This is a genomic window from Mesorhizobium sp. KACC 23794, from assembly GCF_052180275.1.
Lineage (GTDB): Bacteria > Pseudomonadota > Alphaproteobacteria > Rhizobiales > Rhizobiaceae > Kumtagia.
In genome coordinates this window covers 2,372,753-2,386,769 of record NZ_CP197465.1, presented here as the reverse complement: position 1 = coordinate 2,386,769, position 14,017 = coordinate 2,372,753, and the positions used below count along the sequence as shown (strand labels likewise).

General features: G+C 63.6%; 15 protein-coding genes. 10 read left to right on the top strand and 5 right to left on the bottom strand.

Going from position 1 to position 14,017, the window contains the following annotated elements; genetic code table 11:
- The first annotated feature begins 31 nt into the window (after positions 1–31).
- Together ACSBOB_RS11765 and ACSBOB_RS11760 are read left to right on the top strand one after the other, a co-directional pair.
- Entirely contained in the window at positions 32–1,306 is a 1,275-nt protein-coding gene (locus ACSBOB_RS11765) for a helix-turn-helix domain-containing protein (protein ID WP_442582573.1), read from the top strand.
- Positions 1,307–1,310: 4 nt separating this feature from the next.
- Positions 1,311–2,429: a beta family protein gene (locus ACSBOB_RS11760; protein ID WP_442582572.1), complete on the top strand. Its 1,119-nt coding sequence runs from the start codon at positions 1,311–1,313 to the stop codon at positions 2,427–2,429.
- A 199-nt stretch (positions 2,430–2,628) separates the two neighbouring features.
- On the opposite strand, the gene ACSBOB_RS11755 is transcribed toward ACSBOB_RS11760, so the two are convergent.
- A complete protein-coding gene (locus ACSBOB_RS11755) occupies positions 2,629–3,546 on the bottom strand; it encodes an MBL fold metallo-hydrolase (RefSeq protein WP_442582571.1) in 918 nt (305 codons plus the stop codon).
- 259 nt (positions 3,547–3,805) lie between these two features.
- On the opposite strand from ACSBOB_RS11755, the gene ACSBOB_RS11750 reads away from it, so the two are divergent.
- Together ACSBOB_RS11750 and ACSBOB_RS11745 are read left to right on the top strand one after the other, a co-directional pair.
- The gene (locus tag ACSBOB_RS11750; protein WP_442582570.1) at positions 3,806–4,279 is read left to right on the top strand and encodes a carboxymuconolactone decarboxylase family protein; all 474 of its coding nucleotides are present in this window, start codon (positions 3,806–3,808) and stop codon (positions 4,277–4,279) included.
- Complete coding sequence (locus ACSBOB_RS11745; protein ID WP_442582569.1) at positions 4,279–5,136, top strand: sigma-70 family RNA polymerase sigma factor; 858 nt, start codon at positions 4,279–4,281, stop codon at positions 5,134–5,136. Before ACSBOB_RS11750 ends, ACSBOB_RS11745 begins: the two co-directional genes overlap by 1 nt.
- A 221-nt stretch (positions 5,137–5,357) precedes the next feature.
- Here the strand turns inward: ACSBOB_RS11745 and ACSBOB_RS11740 are convergent, their stop codons facing one another.
- Entirely contained in the window at positions 5,358–6,338 is a 981-nt protein-coding gene (locus ACSBOB_RS11740) for a glutathione S-transferase family protein (protein WP_442582568.1), read from the bottom strand.
- A gap of 302 nt (positions 6,339–6,640) precedes the next feature.
- On the opposite strand from ACSBOB_RS11740, the gene ACSBOB_RS11735 reads away from it, so the two are divergent.
- From ACSBOB_RS11735 to ACSBOB_RS11720, 4 genes are all read left to right on the top strand, one after another.
- Entirely contained in the window at positions 6,641–7,198 is a 558-nt protein-coding gene (locus tag ACSBOB_RS11735) for a GNAT family N-acetyltransferase (RefSeq protein WP_442582567.1), read from the top strand.
- A 168-nt stretch (positions 7,199–7,366) separates the two neighbouring features.
- A complete protein-coding gene (locus tag ACSBOB_RS11730) occupies positions 7,367–8,149 on the top strand; it encodes a HugZ family pyridoxamine 5'-phosphate oxidase (protein ID WP_442582566.1) in 783 nt (260 codons plus the stop codon).
- 168 nt (positions 8,150–8,317) lie between these two features.
- The gene (locus ACSBOB_RS11725) at positions 8,318–8,614 is read left to right on the top strand and encodes an ArsR/SmtB family transcription factor (RefSeq protein ID WP_442582565.1); all 297 of its coding nucleotides are present in this window, start codon (positions 8,318–8,320) and stop codon (positions 8,612–8,614) included.
- 45 nt (positions 8,615–8,659) lie between these two features.
- A complete protein-coding gene (locus ACSBOB_RS11720; protein WP_442582564.1) occupies positions 8,660–9,469 on the top strand; it encodes a TrmH family RNA methyltransferase in 810 nt (269 codons plus the stop codon).
- Here ACSBOB_RS11720 and ACSBOB_RS11715 read toward each other — a convergent pair.
- Together ACSBOB_RS11715 and ACSBOB_RS11710 are read right to left on the bottom strand one after the other, a co-directional pair.
- Positions 9,466–10,722 (bottom strand): hypothetical protein, encoded by a 1,257-nt coding sequence (locus tag ACSBOB_RS11715; RefSeq protein WP_442582563.1) that lies wholly within the window; start codon positions 10,720–10,722, stop codon positions 9,466–9,468. The two genes, ACSBOB_RS11720 and ACSBOB_RS11715, sit on opposite strands and share 4 nt — an antisense overlap.
- A gap of 151 nt (positions 10,723–10,873) precedes the next feature.
- Positions 10,874–11,455 (bottom strand): DUF1134 domain-containing protein, encoded by a 582-nt coding sequence (locus tag ACSBOB_RS11710; RefSeq protein WP_442582562.1) that lies wholly within the window; start codon positions 11,453–11,455, stop codon positions 10,874–10,876.
- 340 nt (positions 11,456–11,795) lie between these two features.
- Here ACSBOB_RS11710 and chpT point away from each other — a divergent pair, with 340 nt between their 5' ends.
- Together chpT and ACSBOB_RS11700 are read left to right on the top strand one after the other, a co-directional pair.
- Positions 11,796–12,434 (top strand): histidine phosphotransferase ChpT, encoded by a 639-nt coding sequence (gene chpT / locus ACSBOB_RS11705; RefSeq protein WP_442582561.1) that lies wholly within the window; start codon positions 11,796–11,798, stop codon positions 12,432–12,434.
- Between the two features lie 146 nt (positions 12,435–12,580).
- Positions 12,581–12,976: a response regulator gene (locus ACSBOB_RS11700; RefSeq protein WP_442582560.1), complete on the top strand. Its 396-nt coding sequence runs from the start codon at positions 12,581–12,583 to the stop codon at positions 12,974–12,976.
- 72 nt (positions 12,977–13,048) lie between these two features.
- Here ACSBOB_RS11700 and ctrA read toward each other — a convergent pair whose 3' ends face one another.
- Positions 13,049–13,744: a response regulator transcription factor CtrA gene (gene ctrA, locus ACSBOB_RS11695; protein WP_308059225.1), complete on the bottom strand. Its 696-nt coding sequence runs from the start codon at positions 13,742–13,744 to the stop codon at positions 13,049–13,051.
- Between the last annotated feature and the right edge of the window lie 273 nt (positions 13,745–14,017).

The window sequence follows — 14,017 nt, the reverse complement described above, 5'->3', positions numbered from 1 at the left end:
TGTTGTGATATCGACGGATATGGCTTTTGGCATGATTCTGAACGAGCGGGACCTACGAGAGGCGCGGAACAGCCTCTCGTTGCTGGACGCGGCGTTGAGTTCCGAGCGTGTCTTTGAGCCGATGGTAAAGGGCTTGCCGCCTGAGGTCGCGGTCCAAGTTGCGCGCGCCATGAAGTCCGAGCGCGCCGAATTGGCTGAGGTTGTCGCAGCCTATGAGAACGCCAAGGATAGCGGTGATCATCGTCCCCTCCAGAAACGGGCGGGCAGCGATCCAGGCTTGACCTTGATCGTCGCGCGCATCGCAAAGGGGATGTCGCAGCGAGACTTGGCTTGGCGGTTGGGCGTCAAAGAGCAGCAGGTTCAGAGATATGAGGCAGACCGCTACAGCACCATAAGCCTCAAGAACTATGAACGGGTTGCCGCTCTTCTAGGCGTGAGCCTGCGGGCAGAAATCTCCGAGATCAAGGAGCTTCGTGGGCTGGACTTAGTCATTGATGGCGTCTCCAAGGAGGACATCAAAAAGATACTGAAGCATGGCCGAGAGAATGGCTGGTTCTCGGAGAGCGCGGACAAGGAGGAGTTGCGCCGGTTCATAGCGGAGAACCGAATCACATTCGGCAGCCCGTCACTTCTGCGAACGGGCCTGAACGTCAAAGACCATAGCGAAGACATCCTGCTACATGCGTGGCGGGCTAGGGTTACGAACCGGGCGCTGGCGATCATTGATGCCAGCAAGCCACGTTTCATGCCCCTTGACGTGATATGGCTTCCTGATCTTGTCCGCCAAAGCGTGTTTGCTGACGGGCCGAAGCGGGCTCGGGACATGCTTCTGGAACATGGCATTGTTCTGGTTACAGAACCACAGATTGCCGGTCTTGCTATAGACGGCGCGGCGTTCCTGATCGGTGAAATTCCGGTGATTGGCATGACTCTGCGCCGGGACGCGCTGGATAATTTCTGGTTTACGCTTCTACATGAGGTAGCCCACGCCATACTGCACTATCGCACCGGGTTGGCCGTAGGCTTCTTTGACCAGACGGAAGCGGATTCCATTGATGATCAGGAAGCGGAGGCCGACAAATTCGCTTCCAACATCCTCATTCCTGAGGAACGGTGGCGTAAGTCTGCCGCCCGTATTGCCCGCTCGCCAGACGTAATTGAGCGTTTTGCTGCGGAAATCGGTATCAACCCCGCAATTGTGTTTGGACGAATCAGGAAAGAACGAAACGACTATTCGCTCTTCTCCCAGAAGATTGGCGTAAGGCAGGTACGTAGCGTACTCATTGCAGGAGCTAAAGGAAGGTAAGTCAATGCTTCCATACTATCCCGGCCTGCGCTTCAAGCAGGGCGAATACATAGCCGCAGGCAAGGTGCCCGCTGATGCCCAACGTTTCATTGAGCCTCGCTTTGTTCTGCCGTCTCTGACTGAGCCTGATCCTGCTCTCGAGCGGAAGCCTACAGTGGATGAAATCGCTCATCTGACCGGCGACCGTGTTGGAAAGCATTGGCTGATCAAGCGCGCGTTCTTGGATACGCACTTCATCGCACGGGACCTTGGTGACGTAGGGCTCCTGCGTCTTTTCCGGACCGTGTGGGCGCGGAACCCACAGATCGTGCCGGTGGCTAGGTTGACGGACTTGGTCAACCCGCTATTCCGGAACCTTCGATGTGATGGCCCAACAAAGCTTGCGGTGCTCGTTGGTTACGAAGAAGCGGACGGAGAGGCGATCACCGAAGCGTTGAAGGTGGCAGGGTTAGAGCCATCAGACTGCGTGATTTTCGTTGATTTCACAGGTGCCCCTCTTGATCCCCAAATAGCAACGGGTTCCGTAAGCACGGTACTTGACCTCGTTGGCGAAGTCGGTCTGTGGCAGCGGGTTGTCTTTCAAGCCTCCAACTTCCCGAACACGAACCCCGCCGCGCCGGGCGAGACGGAACTCATACCTCGCCACGAATGGGACGTGTTCCACGCCGCCTTGAAGGAATGCGGCATTCCGCCTGATCGGTTGGGCTATGGGGATTTCGGTGCCGATCATGGGACGATGGCTTTCCCCCGCAAGAAAGGTGGCGGAGCTGCGATCCGGCATCTGCGCTACACGACGAGGTCAAATACCCTTGTAGTGCGCGGCGCTGACACGGGGAAAGACGCCGACGTGATGGCCGACGTATGCAAGCGGATCGTTGATGGCGGACACTTCGCCGGGCAGGCGTTCTCAGAGGCGGACGACCGTATCTATTGTCTAGCAAAGGGCATCATCTCGGGACCAGGCAATGCCTCCAATTGGCGGGAATGGAACATGCTGCATCACATGATGCGGGTGATCCGAGACCTCGGCATGCTTGCTGGTCTGGAGTTCGCCTCCGGGCGGGTTACATCGGAAACCAGCCAACAGTCATTGTTCGAAGATCGTAACGAACCGGCTGAGTAGACGAGTTGGCTAGCGAGCGGCCCACCAAGAGGGCCATTGCGGCCGGGCCAGTGTGCGGGCGCCGCGCGCCGCCGAACGCCTCGTCCATGTAGAGCGCTCCGCCTCGACGGCGGAGCAGACGTCCTGATTGCTCAAGACATCGCACTAACAAGCGATCATGGCGCCGGCGGCTTCACTCGGCCCTGATCCGACAAGCGGGTCAGTAATCCCAGACAGCCGGCACGCACCGAAACACATCCCCATCAACCGCCACATGGCAAATCGACGGGAACGGCAGGTGGGTGGCCACCAGCGCCTCGCGGGTTGCCGCCAGCTCCCGCAGAAGATTGACGCGGACGCGGGCCGCTTCCTCGGGATCGTGTTCAAAACCGTTGTGCCATTCAGGCTGCTCGAATCCGACCTGGAACACGGCGTCGCCGGCAAAGGTCAGCCGCTCGCCGCCGGAGGCCAGGCGGACAATGCTGTGCCCGGGCGTGTGGCCGCCGGTGCGCTGGATGAGCACCCCCGGCGCCACCTCGTGCTCCTCGTCGAACGGCCGCAGGTTGCTGCCGTACTGCTTCACGAACAGCTTGGCCGCCCGCCGAAGCGCGTCGGGGAACCCGGTGGGCATGACGGCACGGGAGAAATCGGGCGCCTCCCAGAATTTCAGCTCGGCCGCCGCCACGTGGATCCGCAGATCCGTGCGCAGCCGCTCCTTCACCCCGTCGACGATCAGCCCGCCGATATGGTCCATATGCATGTGGGTCAGCACCACGTCGGTCACATCAGCGAGATCGATGCCGGCGGCCTCCAGCCGCGACACCACCCGCCCGGCCTGCGGCAGGTTCAGGTCCGGGTCCGCGCCCAGCCCGGCGTCGACGAGGATGGTCTTGCCGCCGCTGCGCACCAAGACCGCGTTCAGCGGCCAGTCGAGCATGTCCGGCGACAGGAACATGTCCTCCATCCAGGCCGTCCGGACGGCCGCGTCGATATTGTGCGCCAAGGTCCGTGCCGGTATCGGCAACACGCCGTCGCTGATGACCAGCACCTCGATGTCGCCGACCTTCATCGCGTAGCGCGACGGAACCAGCTCGTCCAATCCCGGTCGAATGGAGTGTGAAAAGTTTTCCACGTTCATGTCTGTCTCCTGCTGGCCGCCTTGCCGGCGGCGTGGCTTCTGTTGATCGCCGGGAGATGATCGCGCACCAGCCTGGCGTCCGATACCGTGCGGGCCGCTAGCGTCTGCTATCCAGGAAGCAGGTGAACCTGCACTTCGGGATAGCGCGCCGGCTCGATCTGGACGGCGCGCGGGGTATCAGGGAAATTCCTGCCGCCCGCATGTCACACCGGCGCATCCCGTTTCGTCATGGTGTCGTAACCCAGGAAAGGAACGACCAATGACTGCCAAACTCGATCCCTTTGCCGCCGCCCCCGCGCTGATGAAAAGCTGGATGGGCACCTCGCTCGCCATTCATTCGAGCCTCGAGGCCAGCCTCATCCATCTGGTGGAAATCCGCGCCTCGCAGATCAACGGCTGCGCCAACTGCCTCAACATGCACACGGCCGCCGCCCGCGAGAAGGGCGAGACCGAGCAGCGCATCTACCTGCTGTCGGCCTGGCGCGACGCGCCCTGCTACACCGTCCGCGAGCGCGCAGCACTTGGCTGGACCGAGGCGCTGACACGGCTCTCCGAAGGCCATACGCATGAAGCCGCCTACGCGACGCTGAAAGACGAATTTTCGGAGGAGGAACAGGTGAAGCTGACGCTGATGATCAACATCATCAACGGCTGGAACCGGCTCGCCATCGGCTTCGGCCTGTTCGTCGACCCGCAGGCCGCAAAAGCCATGCAGGCCAAGGTCGCCGCCTGATGGAAGAGGCGGCGCACATCGACGCGGCGGCGAGTTTCGACCGGCTGCGCCAAAAGCTCATGCGCGTCGCCTACCGCATGCTCGGCTCGGTGGCCGACGCCGAGGATATCGTGCAGGAGGCCTTCATCCGCTGGATGGGGGCCGACCGCTTGGGCGTGCGCGAGCCCGAAGCGTTTTTGCGCCGCACGGTGACGCGGCTCTGCCTCGACCAGCTCAAATCGGCGCGGCGCCGGCGCGAGACCTATGTCGGCCCCTGGCTGCCCGATCCGGTGGTGGATGAGGACGAGGAAGAGGACGTCACCCTGCCGCTGATGCTGGCGCTGGAGCGCCTGTCACCGCTGGAGCGCGCGGCGTTCCTGTTGCACGACGTGTTCGGGCTGGAGTTCGAGGAAGTGGCGAAAACCATCGGGCGTGACGCCGCCGCCTGCCGCCAGCTTGCGGCGCGGGCCCGCACCCATGTGCGCGAGGCGCGGCCCCGCTACCAGCTTGACAGGAAGTACGGCATCGCGCTTGCCGAGGCGTTCTTTGCAGCCTCGCGCAGCGGCGACATGAAGGCGCTGGGCGCCATGCTGGCGGCCGATGTCAGCGTGCACGCCGACGGCGGCGGCAAGCGCCCGGCCGCCATGAAGCCGATCATCGGCTTCGACGCGGTCATGAAGGTGCATGAATATCTGGCGGCCTTTTTCCAGAAGAACGGCTCGACGCTGGTTCGCGCCGGCTTCGTCAACGGCCTTCCCGGCTTCGTCACGCTGGAGGCCGATGGCGAGTTGCAGACCACCGCGCTGGAGATCGAGGACGGAAAAGTCGCGGCGATCTATGTGGTGCGCAATCCGGACAAGCTGAGGCATTTGCATTGAGGGGCGTCGATTCGGATCGGATACACTCCTTCGCACCCCCCTCTGTCCTGCCGGACATCTCCCCCTCAAGGGGGGAGATTGGCAGTGTCGACGACGCCGCCTTTCCTGCGACGTTGGCGATTGGCGAAACCATCAATGGCAGCGCAATCTCCCCCCTTGAGGGGGAGATGTCCGGCAGGACAGAGGGGGGTGCGAAGCGCCAACGGTGGCCAGCGATCTCCTCACCCGAACCGCCCGCGATCATGCGGCGCGGCATAATCGATCCCAGGCCCGACCGGAACGATGCGGGTCGGGTTGATGGTGGTGTGGCTGCCGTAATAGTGCGACTTGATGTGGTGCATGTTGACCGTGCCGGCCACGCCCGGCACCTGGTAGAGGTCGCGCAGATAGTTGGAAAGGTTTGGATAATCGGCGATGCGGCGCAAATTGCATTTGAAGTGGCCGACATAGACCGGGTCGAAGCGCGCCAGCGTCGTGAACAGCCGCCAGTCCGCCTCGGTGATTTTTCCACCCGCCAGATAGCGCTGCCGCGACAGTCTTTGCTCCAGTGTATCCAGCGCCGAGAACAGTTCGCCGAACGCCTCTTCATAGGCCGCCTGCGTCGTCGCGAAGCCCGCCCGGTAGACGCCGTTGTTGATGGCGGGATAGACCAGCGCGTTGATTTCATCGATCTCTGCGCGCAGCGCCTCCGGATAGAAGTCGACCGACTTGTCGCCCCATTCGTCGAAGGCCGAGTTCAGCATGCGGATGATTTCGGGCGATTCGTTGGAGACGATCGTCTGCTCCTTGCGGTCCCACAGAACCGGCACCGTCACGCGGCCGGAATAGTGCGGGTCGGCTTTCGTGTAGATCTGGTGCAGGAAATCGAGCCCGTAGAGATCGTCGCCCGTCGCCCCGTCCTCGGCCAGGAACGTCCAGCCATCCTTGCCCATGAAGTGGTGGACGACCGAAACCGAGATCACGTCCTCAAGCTTCTTCAGCACGCGAAAAATCAGCGTTCGGTGCGCCCAGGGGCAGGCATAGGAGACATAGAGGTGGTAGCGCCCCGGCTCGGCCTTGAAGCCGCGCGTGCGTCCGGGCACCGGCTTGCCGTCGACGGTGACCCAGTCGCGCCAGGGCGCCTCGGAGCGCACGAAGCGTCCGCCGGTCTCCCTGGTCGAATACCAGACGTCCTGCCACTTGCCGTCGACGAGTTGTCCCATGTGGTTCTCCCGGCTGCATGGTCGGGATTGTCCCGACGATCTCCCCGACACTTAGGACGGTCGGGCCGAAAGCAAAACCGCCGCGGCATGAACACAGCGTCGCCGATAACAGGCATTTGCCCAAAATGCACCATAGGCGGATGGACGCCGCGCCAATTTGATGGTAGCGGCGTTTCCCCATGGTTACATGCACGCATACCCGGTTCGACCGACGACGAAAGAGCGCCCGCGCTTGAAGCGCTGACAGGCGACGCTGCCCCGTGCAGCACTTTTTCCTCGCACCCGACCGGATGCCGCTCACCATGATCCCCGCTGACGTAATCTTCATGCCGGAAACCCCGGCGCACGACGCTGAAATCGACCATATCAACGAAGAAGCCTTCGGCCCGGGGCGCTTCGCGCGCGCGGCCTACAAGATCCGCGAAGGCGGCCCGCACGAGCGGCATCTTTCCTTTGTCGCCCTGCATAATGGCGAGGTGATCGCCTCCTGCCGGCTGACGCGCATCGCCGCGGGCCAAGGCCGCGCGCTGCTGCTCGGGCCGCTCGCCGTCAGGCCCGCCCACAAGAACCTCGGCATCGGCCGGAAACTGGTGGCGATCTCGGTGGAGGCCGCGCGCAAGGCCGGTGCCGGCGCCGTGCTGCTGGTGGGCGACGAACCCTATTACGGCCCGCTCGGCTTTGAGCGCATTGCACGCGGCCAGATCTCCATGCCGAGGCCGGTCGATCTCGATCGCATCCTCGCCTATGAGCTTTCGCCGGGCGCGGTGGAACGCCTCAAGGGCGAAGTCTGCCATGAGGATCTTTCACGGTCCGGCGTGCCAGCCGATGCCCCCGCCGAGCCGGTGCGGATGGCAGGTTAAGCCCTGCCGGCTCATCCATCGCGCCGCCTTCCCGGGCTGGCGGTCGAGATCCTGATGTCGGACGGCGGGACGATCCGCCTCGTCGGCGCAAGCCCGGTCGCTCCGCGATAATCCGGGCAGCCACTTGCAGCGCCGGCCTTGCGCGCCGATAAGTGGATGGCGAAATTCATGATTGAGGCCACCATGGAAGAAAAACACGACGTTATCCGTCCCACCGACGACGAGGCGGTCAGGTTGGCGAAGACATTGCTCAGATCGGCTCGCTACGGCGCGATCGCCGTGCTCGATCCCGACAGTGGCGGCCCGCTGGCCAGCCGCGTTGGCGTCGCGACAGATGTCGACGGCGCGCCGCTCATCCTGGTGTCGATGCTGTCGGCGCACACGCGCGCGGTCATCGCCGATCCGCGCTGCTCGCTGCTGCTCGGCGAACCCGGCAAGGGCGACCCGCTCGCCCATCCGCGCATCACCCTGATCTGCCGCGCCGGTCTCCTGGAAAAGGGCTCGCCCGGACACGCACGCGCCGAGCGCCGATATCTGAACAGGAACCCCAAGGCCAAATTGTATGTCGGCCTCGGCGATTTCCACATGTTCCGCCTCGACATCGAGCGCGCCAGCCTCAATGGCGGCTTCGGCAAGGCCTACGCCCTGACAAGAGACGATGTGCTGACCGCCAGCCCCGCGCTTGAAGCGCTCGCCGCTTCCGAACAGGGCGCGATCGATCACATGAATTCCGACCATGGCAACGCGATCGATCTCTACGCCGCGCATTTCGCACGTTCTCAGGGCGAAGGCTGGAAGATGACCGGCATCGACGCCGAGGGAATCGACCTGGCATCCGGCGATGAAACAAGACGGGTGTTCTTTCCCCTCCCGCTGCGGGAACCGTCGGAGCTTCGCCCTGTCTTGGTCCAGATGGCCAGGACAGCACGTGCCAGCGCAGACAACTCGTAGGACCAACCGCAAATTGCAGCCGGCTCGCTCTTGAGATCATATATGAACGCACTAGGTTGTAGGAAATGTATGCGGAGGTCCTACGGTGTCCCTGGGAGGACGGTTCCAGCCAGATAGAGAAGCGATGAGAACATTCCGCTCGCTCCGTCGAGGAAGCGACGCGGCGGGATGATGTCGGACCGTGCCCAGCCAACCGCCGCCGACGCGGCAACTCTGCTCACAATGCTCGGGAACGAGAAGCGTCTGGCGATCCTTTGCACCATCCTCGACAATGAGATGTCGGTCGGCGCATTGGCCGACAAGGTGGATCTCAGCCAATCGGCACTGTCGCAGCACCTGGCGAAGCTGCGCAAGGCGCGGCTGGTGGAAACACGTCGCGACCGGCAGACCATTTTCTACATATGCCGCTCGCCGAAGGTGCGGACAATCATGCAAGCCCTGCAGAACATCTACGAATTCGCCTGACGTCGCCCGCTTTCCAGCCGGCGCCGCCTTCGGTAGACCGGCCGGATGACGCTCATTCGCATCGATGACCCGCACGACCCCCGCATCGCAGCCTATCGCGATGTCCGCGAGCGCGACCTGGTCGGCAGGCGTGGGCTGTTTGTCGCCGAAGGCAAGGTGGTGCTCGACGTGCTCCTGTCCGCCACCGACTACGAGGCGCAGTCCGTGCTCGTCCTCGAAAGCCGGGCGGCCGGCCTCGAAGCGGTGCTTCGCCGGGCCCCGGTGACCATGCCGGCATACATCGCCGACGCGGCGGTGATGGACGCCATCGCCGGCTTCCACATCCATCGCGGCATACTGGCGATCGGCCGGCGGCGAACTGCGCCGACCGTTCGTGGACTGATCGAAGCCGCGGCCGGGCGTGCTCTGGTGCTCGTGCTGGTCGGCATCTCGAACCACGACAACATCGGCTCGATCTTTCGCAACGCCGCCGCCTTCGGCGCGGCCGCGGTGTTCATCGATCCGACCTGCTGCGATCCGCTCTACCGCAAGTCGATCCGCGTTTCGGTCGGCGGCGTCTTCCGGGTTCCCTTTGCCCGCTTCGACGACACCGCCTGCTTCGCACAGGATCTGCTGGATCATGGCTTCCGGTCGGTCGCGCTTTCACCGCGCGGCAAAACCGACATCCGCGACATCGACGGCGCTGGCCGCATGGCGCTTTTTCTCGGCACCGAGGGCGACGGCCTCCCGCAAGCGATCCTTTCGGCGATGGAGACGGTGCGCATCGCAATCGCGCCGGATTTCGACAGCCTCAACGTCGCCGCGACGTCGGCGATCGCCCTTCACCGGCTCACCGGAATTAGCGCGCCCCGCTAGGTCAAGGGCAGCGGCGCGATCTTCTTCAGCGCCCTGACCCGGTCGGCCAGGCTCATCGGGCCCGACCCCTCCCGCCCGCCCGCGTCCGCGCCGGGCAGCGGCGTTTCCAGCGCCTTGCGGATCGGCGAATCCGGTCCGTCGAGCATCGCGGTCAGCGAGATCACCTCGGCGGCCAGATCGTTCATCTGCTCGCGCAGCAGCGCGCTCTCGCGGCGCTCGACCTCCCATTCCTCGGCCTTGGCGCGCTCGCGCCCGGCAAGATCCGCCCGCAGCTTCTGGTTTTCCCGGGTCATGACCACGAGCCGCTCGTCGAGGCGGCGGCGCTCGGCATTGAGCTTTGCGACGGCGGATTGCATGTCCCCCTCGCCGGCGCCGGAGAGCAGGTTCGACATCTGCAACGTCAGTTCCGCCATTTGTGCCTCCAGCCGCAGTTTTTCCTCCAGCGCCTTGGCGAGCTTGCCGTTGAGGTCGTTTTCCGTTGCCGTTCCGGCCTTAAGCCGCTCGCGGAACTGCGAGAGGTCCTTTTCGCGCCGTTCGATCGTCTCCTCGCGATCGGCGATGGTGGCGACCATGCGCTCGACCTTGCGTTCGAGGTCGGCCGCCTTGCGCTTCTCGACCCGCGCTGTCTCCTGCGCACCGCGCAACTCGACGGCAAGGTCCTGGAGCCGGCGGTCGACCTCTCGCCGCTCGCCCTTGAGGGCGCCGAGGTCGCCGGCCAGCCTTTCGACCTCGTTCTCCTTGACCAGCAGTTCGGCCTGGCGGCTGCTCGACGACTGGCTGGCGGTTTCATAGAGGCTGTTGAGTTTCTCCAGTTCCGCCGCCCTCTGTTCGAGCGCGCGGTCCGCCTCTTCGAGGCTGTTGGAATATTGCCGCAGTTCCTCCTCGCGCTGGCGAAGCTCGGCGCGAAGTTCGGCGCCTTTCGCCTCAAGGTCGGAGAGAACCCGGTTCTGGCCGTCGCGCTCGAGGGCGATCTGCCGCAGTTCCTCCCGCCCGCGGCCGATCTCGACGATCTGCGCGGAAGCCTTCTCGCGGAACTCCTTCACGCTGATCTCGAGGCGGCGGGTGGACATTGCGAACTCGGCCCGCAGCCGGTCCTTGTCGGCCTGGATCTCGACCAGCGACAGCGGCACGGACGCCTCGATACGCTTGCGCGTCAGCCTCACGGCCCGCCGCCAGATCGCCGGCGCGATCATGAGCGCCAGGAAGCCGGCGCACAGGAACCCGAGGGCAAAGAAGAGCACGGACTGGATCACGGCAGACCTTACGAGCGGTACACGAAACCGTCAGGGCGGGAGGAGATCGTTCGCGGTCACTCTGCCGGCGACGGCGTCATCTCGCCCTGGCTTTCCCGCCCACTAATGCCGGATTTTGGAGGGAGTGCAAGGATGCCGGCGATGCCCAGGCCTAGAAGGGGTTCCAGGTGGCCTTCTGCGTCAGCTTGAGATAGCCGACATTGACGCCGAGCCGCGCGCCGACGCCAGTGCGCACCGGCACCAGAAGCACATCGCCCTGCTTCAGCACGTTGAAGCCCACCCCGGCCACGACATAGGCCGAACCCGCGACGCCGACGAAACGCTTGTAGAGTGCGTCGACCTGATCGAGATTGTAGACCAGCATCATGATGCGCGAGCCTTCGCCGCCGAAATCGAAGCCCACCGACGGTCCTTGCCAGAACACCTTGTGGTCGCCGGCATTCTTGGTGAAGAGCTTGCCCTCGCCATAGGTCAGGCCGCCGACGAAGGCGCCGGAGCCCTCTTCGCCCAGCACATAGCCGTTCGGCAGGCCGTAGGACGAGAAGATGCTTTCGACCGCCGTAGCCAGCCCGCCGGAGGTCGCGCCGAAGAAGCGATGTCCCGAATCGACGATTTCGCGCGCCGTGTATTCCTGCGCCTTGAGCGGCGTCGCCGCCAAGCTCACGGCGCCGGCAAGCGTTGCGACAACTACCAGAAGCCGGAAGGCGAACCGGCCAACAATTCGGGAAAGCATGCTTTTGATCTCCGTCCGCAAGCGCTTCGCCGACGTCCCTGCACCCGGCGGCTCTTGAAGTCCGCTCGGGAAGTTCACCATGGCACCCTATGCCGTAATCCTTTTTCAACCATTAAGCTCTCACATGAACATGGCGGTTCGAAGACCTGCAGGAGCCGCCTTTTGCCTGCGAGGGTCGACGTCCCGGGCTTCAGCATCCGACCCTCCTGCCCGGCTGGATTTGCCGATGGACCGCGATGCCTTATAGCCAGACAGCCGCGAAACAGGCATGATTCGGGCGGTCCGGCACGGCGACCGTGGCCTGCTCCGAGATGAGGGATCGCCGGGGAATGAACGTCCGATGGCCGATATTCTAACGCTCTCCGCAGCCGATCTCGCAGCGCTTCTCTGCAGCCGGGTATGCCACGACATCATCTCGCCGGTCGGCGCGATCAACAACGGCCTCGAACTGCTGGACGAAGGCGGCGCCGACGCGGACGCCATGAACCTGATCCGCACCAGCGCCCGCAACGCCTCGGCCAGGCTGCAATTCGCCCGCATCGCCTTTGGCGCCGCCGGATCGGCCGGAATGGTGATCGACACGGGCGACGCCGAATCGGTCGCCACCGCCTTCCTGCGCAACGAGAAGCCCGAATTCGAATGGAGCGGCCCGCGCTGGCTGCTGCCGAAGAATAACGTCAAGCTCTTGCTCAATCTCGTCCTCATCGCCAATGCGGCGATCCCGCGCGGCGGCAAGATCTCTGTGAAGTTGGACGGCAGCGACAGCAATCCGAGGTTTACGGTCTCGTCTCGCGGGCCGATGCTGCGCGTGCCGCCGAAATTCCTCGAACTGCATTCCGGCAACCGGCCCGAGGAGGCGATCGACGCCCACGCCGTGCAGCCCTACTACACGCTGCTGCTTTCGCGCGAATCCGGCATGCCGATCTCGATCCACGCCACCGCGGACGAGATCGTCTTTTCGGCGTCGCGGCCGGAATAACGCAAAATATCGCCCGCGGGTCGGCGATTCGATCAATTTAGCGGAAACTTTACCTAACCCGTTCTCTCGATTTTTACCGGCGCCGCCGTAGCGTCGTTTCGGCTACGCCACGGCTTGACGCTGGGCCGCGGAGATGAGGGATCGGGATGAAGCGCTGCATGTTCGTCGACGACTCGAGCGTGATCCGCAAGGTCGCCAAGCGCATCCTCAACGGACCGGACATGGTTCTGGTGGAAGCCGGCAGCGGGCTCGACGCCATCGAGATGTGCCAGGCGGACATGCCGGACATCGTGGTGATCGATTCGGCCCTGCCCGACCTGCCGACGGCCGACGTCATCCGCCGCATCCGCGCCATTCCCAGCGCCGTCGTCCCGCACATCGCTGTCTGTCTTACGGAAATCGACGTCGCCGCGATCATGCGGGCGAAACGCGCCGGGGCGCAGAGCTATCTGCTGAAACCCTTCAACCGCGCCCAATTGCTGGAGCGGTTCCGGGCAATAGACCTCGCCACCCACGCGGGTGCTCCGACGCGGGCGGCGTAAAGGTCAATCCACCGATTCGTTCGAATTGGCAGGCTCAGGCGGGGCGATCTTCTGATCGGCCGCCTTCCCCGTTCAGGCGCTTTCGCGGATTTCTTCCGGCTCGCGCAGCACGTAGCCGCGGCCCCATACCGTCTCGATGAAATTCTGGCCGCCGGAGGCAGCGTCGAGCTTCTTGCGCAGCTTGCAGATGAAGACGTCGATGATCTTCAGCTCTGGCTCGTCCATGCCGCCATAGAGGTGGTTGAGGAACATTTCCTTGGTGAGCGTGGTCCCCTTGCGCAGCGAGAGCAGCTCCAGCATCTGGTATTCCTTGCCGGTCAGATGCACGCGCTGGCCGCCGACTTCGACGGTCTTGGCGTCGAGATTGACGATCAGGTCGCCAGTGGCGATGACCGACTGGGCGTGGCCCTTCGAGCGGCGGACGATGGCGTGGATGCGCGCCACCAGTTCGTCCTTGTGGAAGGGCTTGGTCATGTAGTCGTCGGCGCCGAAGCCTAGGCCCCGCACCTTGTCCTCGATGCCGGCCATGCCGGAAAGGATCAGGATCGGCGTCTTCACCTTGGAGAGCCGCAGCGTGCGCAGCACCTCGTAGCCCGACATGTCGGGAAGGTTCAGATCGAGCAGGATGATGTCGTAGTCGTAGAGCTTGCCGAGATCGACGCCCTCCTCTCCGAGGTCGGTCGTGTAGACGTTGAAGCTCTCCGACTTCAGCATCAATTCGATGCTCTGGGCCGTCGCACTGTCGTCTTCAATCAGCAGAACGCGCATCTAATTCCCCTTTTCTGCTGCCGCACCGGCTTTCGCCAGCCATGCGGTGCCGGAGCAGTGATTGCCTGGACCCAAAACTGCCACCGAATGGTTAACAAAACCTGATTCCGTTTGGCAAGTCGCAAGAATGCCTATCAGCCTTGGGGTACACACCGTTGATTCAACTCGCGAATCGTACATCGAAACGGCTTGCGCCGAACCTTAACAAACCGGGCCAAGTGACTCATTCGACTCATCAAGTCGCCGACAGACCGGAAACGACCATATTTTTTT

What these genes read in the sequence shown, in the direction of transcription:
- ACSBOB_RS11765 (WP_442582573.1), top strand. Translation starts at nt 32, where the DNA reads ATGATTCTGAACGAGCGGGACCTACGAGAGGCGCGGAACAGCCTCTCG.
- ACSBOB_RS11760 (WP_442582572.1), top strand. Translation starts at nt 1,311, where the DNA reads ATGCTTCCATACTATCCCGGCCTGCGCTTCAAGCAGGGCGAATACATA.
- ACSBOB_RS11755 (WP_442582571.1), bottom strand. Translation starts at nt 3,546, where the DNA reads ATGAACGTGGAAAACTTTTCACACTCCATTCGACCGGGATTGGACGAG.
- ACSBOB_RS11750 (WP_442582570.1), top strand. Translation starts at nt 3,806, where the DNA reads ATGACTGCCAAACTCGATCCCTTTGCCGCCGCCCCCGCGCTGATGAAA.
- ACSBOB_RS11745 (WP_442582569.1), top strand. Translation starts at nt 4,279, where the DNA reads ATGGAAGAGGCGGCGCACATCGACGCGGCGGCGAGTTTCGACCGGCTG.
- ACSBOB_RS11740 (WP_442582568.1), bottom strand. Translation starts at nt 6,338, where the DNA reads ATGGGACAACTCGTCGACGGCAAGTGGCAGGACGTCTGGTATTCGACC.
- ACSBOB_RS11735 (WP_442582567.1), top strand. Translation starts at nt 6,641, where the DNA reads ATGATCCCCGCTGACGTAATCTTCATGCCGGAAACCCCGGCGCACGAC.
- ACSBOB_RS11730 (WP_442582566.1), top strand. Translation starts at nt 7,367, where the DNA reads ATGATTGAGGCCACCATGGAAGAAAAACACGACGTTATCCGTCCCACC.
- ACSBOB_RS11725 (WP_442582565.1), top strand. Translation starts at nt 8,318, where the DNA reads ATGATGTCGGACCGTGCCCAGCCAACCGCCGCCGACGCGGCAACTCTG.
- ACSBOB_RS11720 (WP_442582564.1), top strand. Translation starts at nt 8,660, where the DNA reads ATGACGCTCATTCGCATCGATGACCCGCACGACCCCCGCATCGCAGCC.
- ACSBOB_RS11710 (WP_442582562.1), bottom strand. Translation starts at nt 11,455, where the DNA reads ATGCTTTCCCGAATTGTTGGCCGGTTCGCCTTCCGGCTTCTGGTAGTT.
- chpT (WP_442582561.1), top strand. Translation starts at nt 11,796, where the DNA reads ATGGCCGATATTCTAACGCTCTCCGCAGCCGATCTCGCAGCGCTTCTC.
- ACSBOB_RS11700 (WP_442582560.1), top strand. Translation starts at nt 12,581, where the DNA reads ATGAAGCGCTGCATGTTCGTCGACGACTCGAGCGTGATCCGCAAGGTC.
- ctrA (WP_308059225.1), bottom strand. Translation starts at nt 13,744, where the DNA reads ATGCGCGTTCTGCTGATTGAAGACGACAGTGCGACGGCCCAGAGCATC.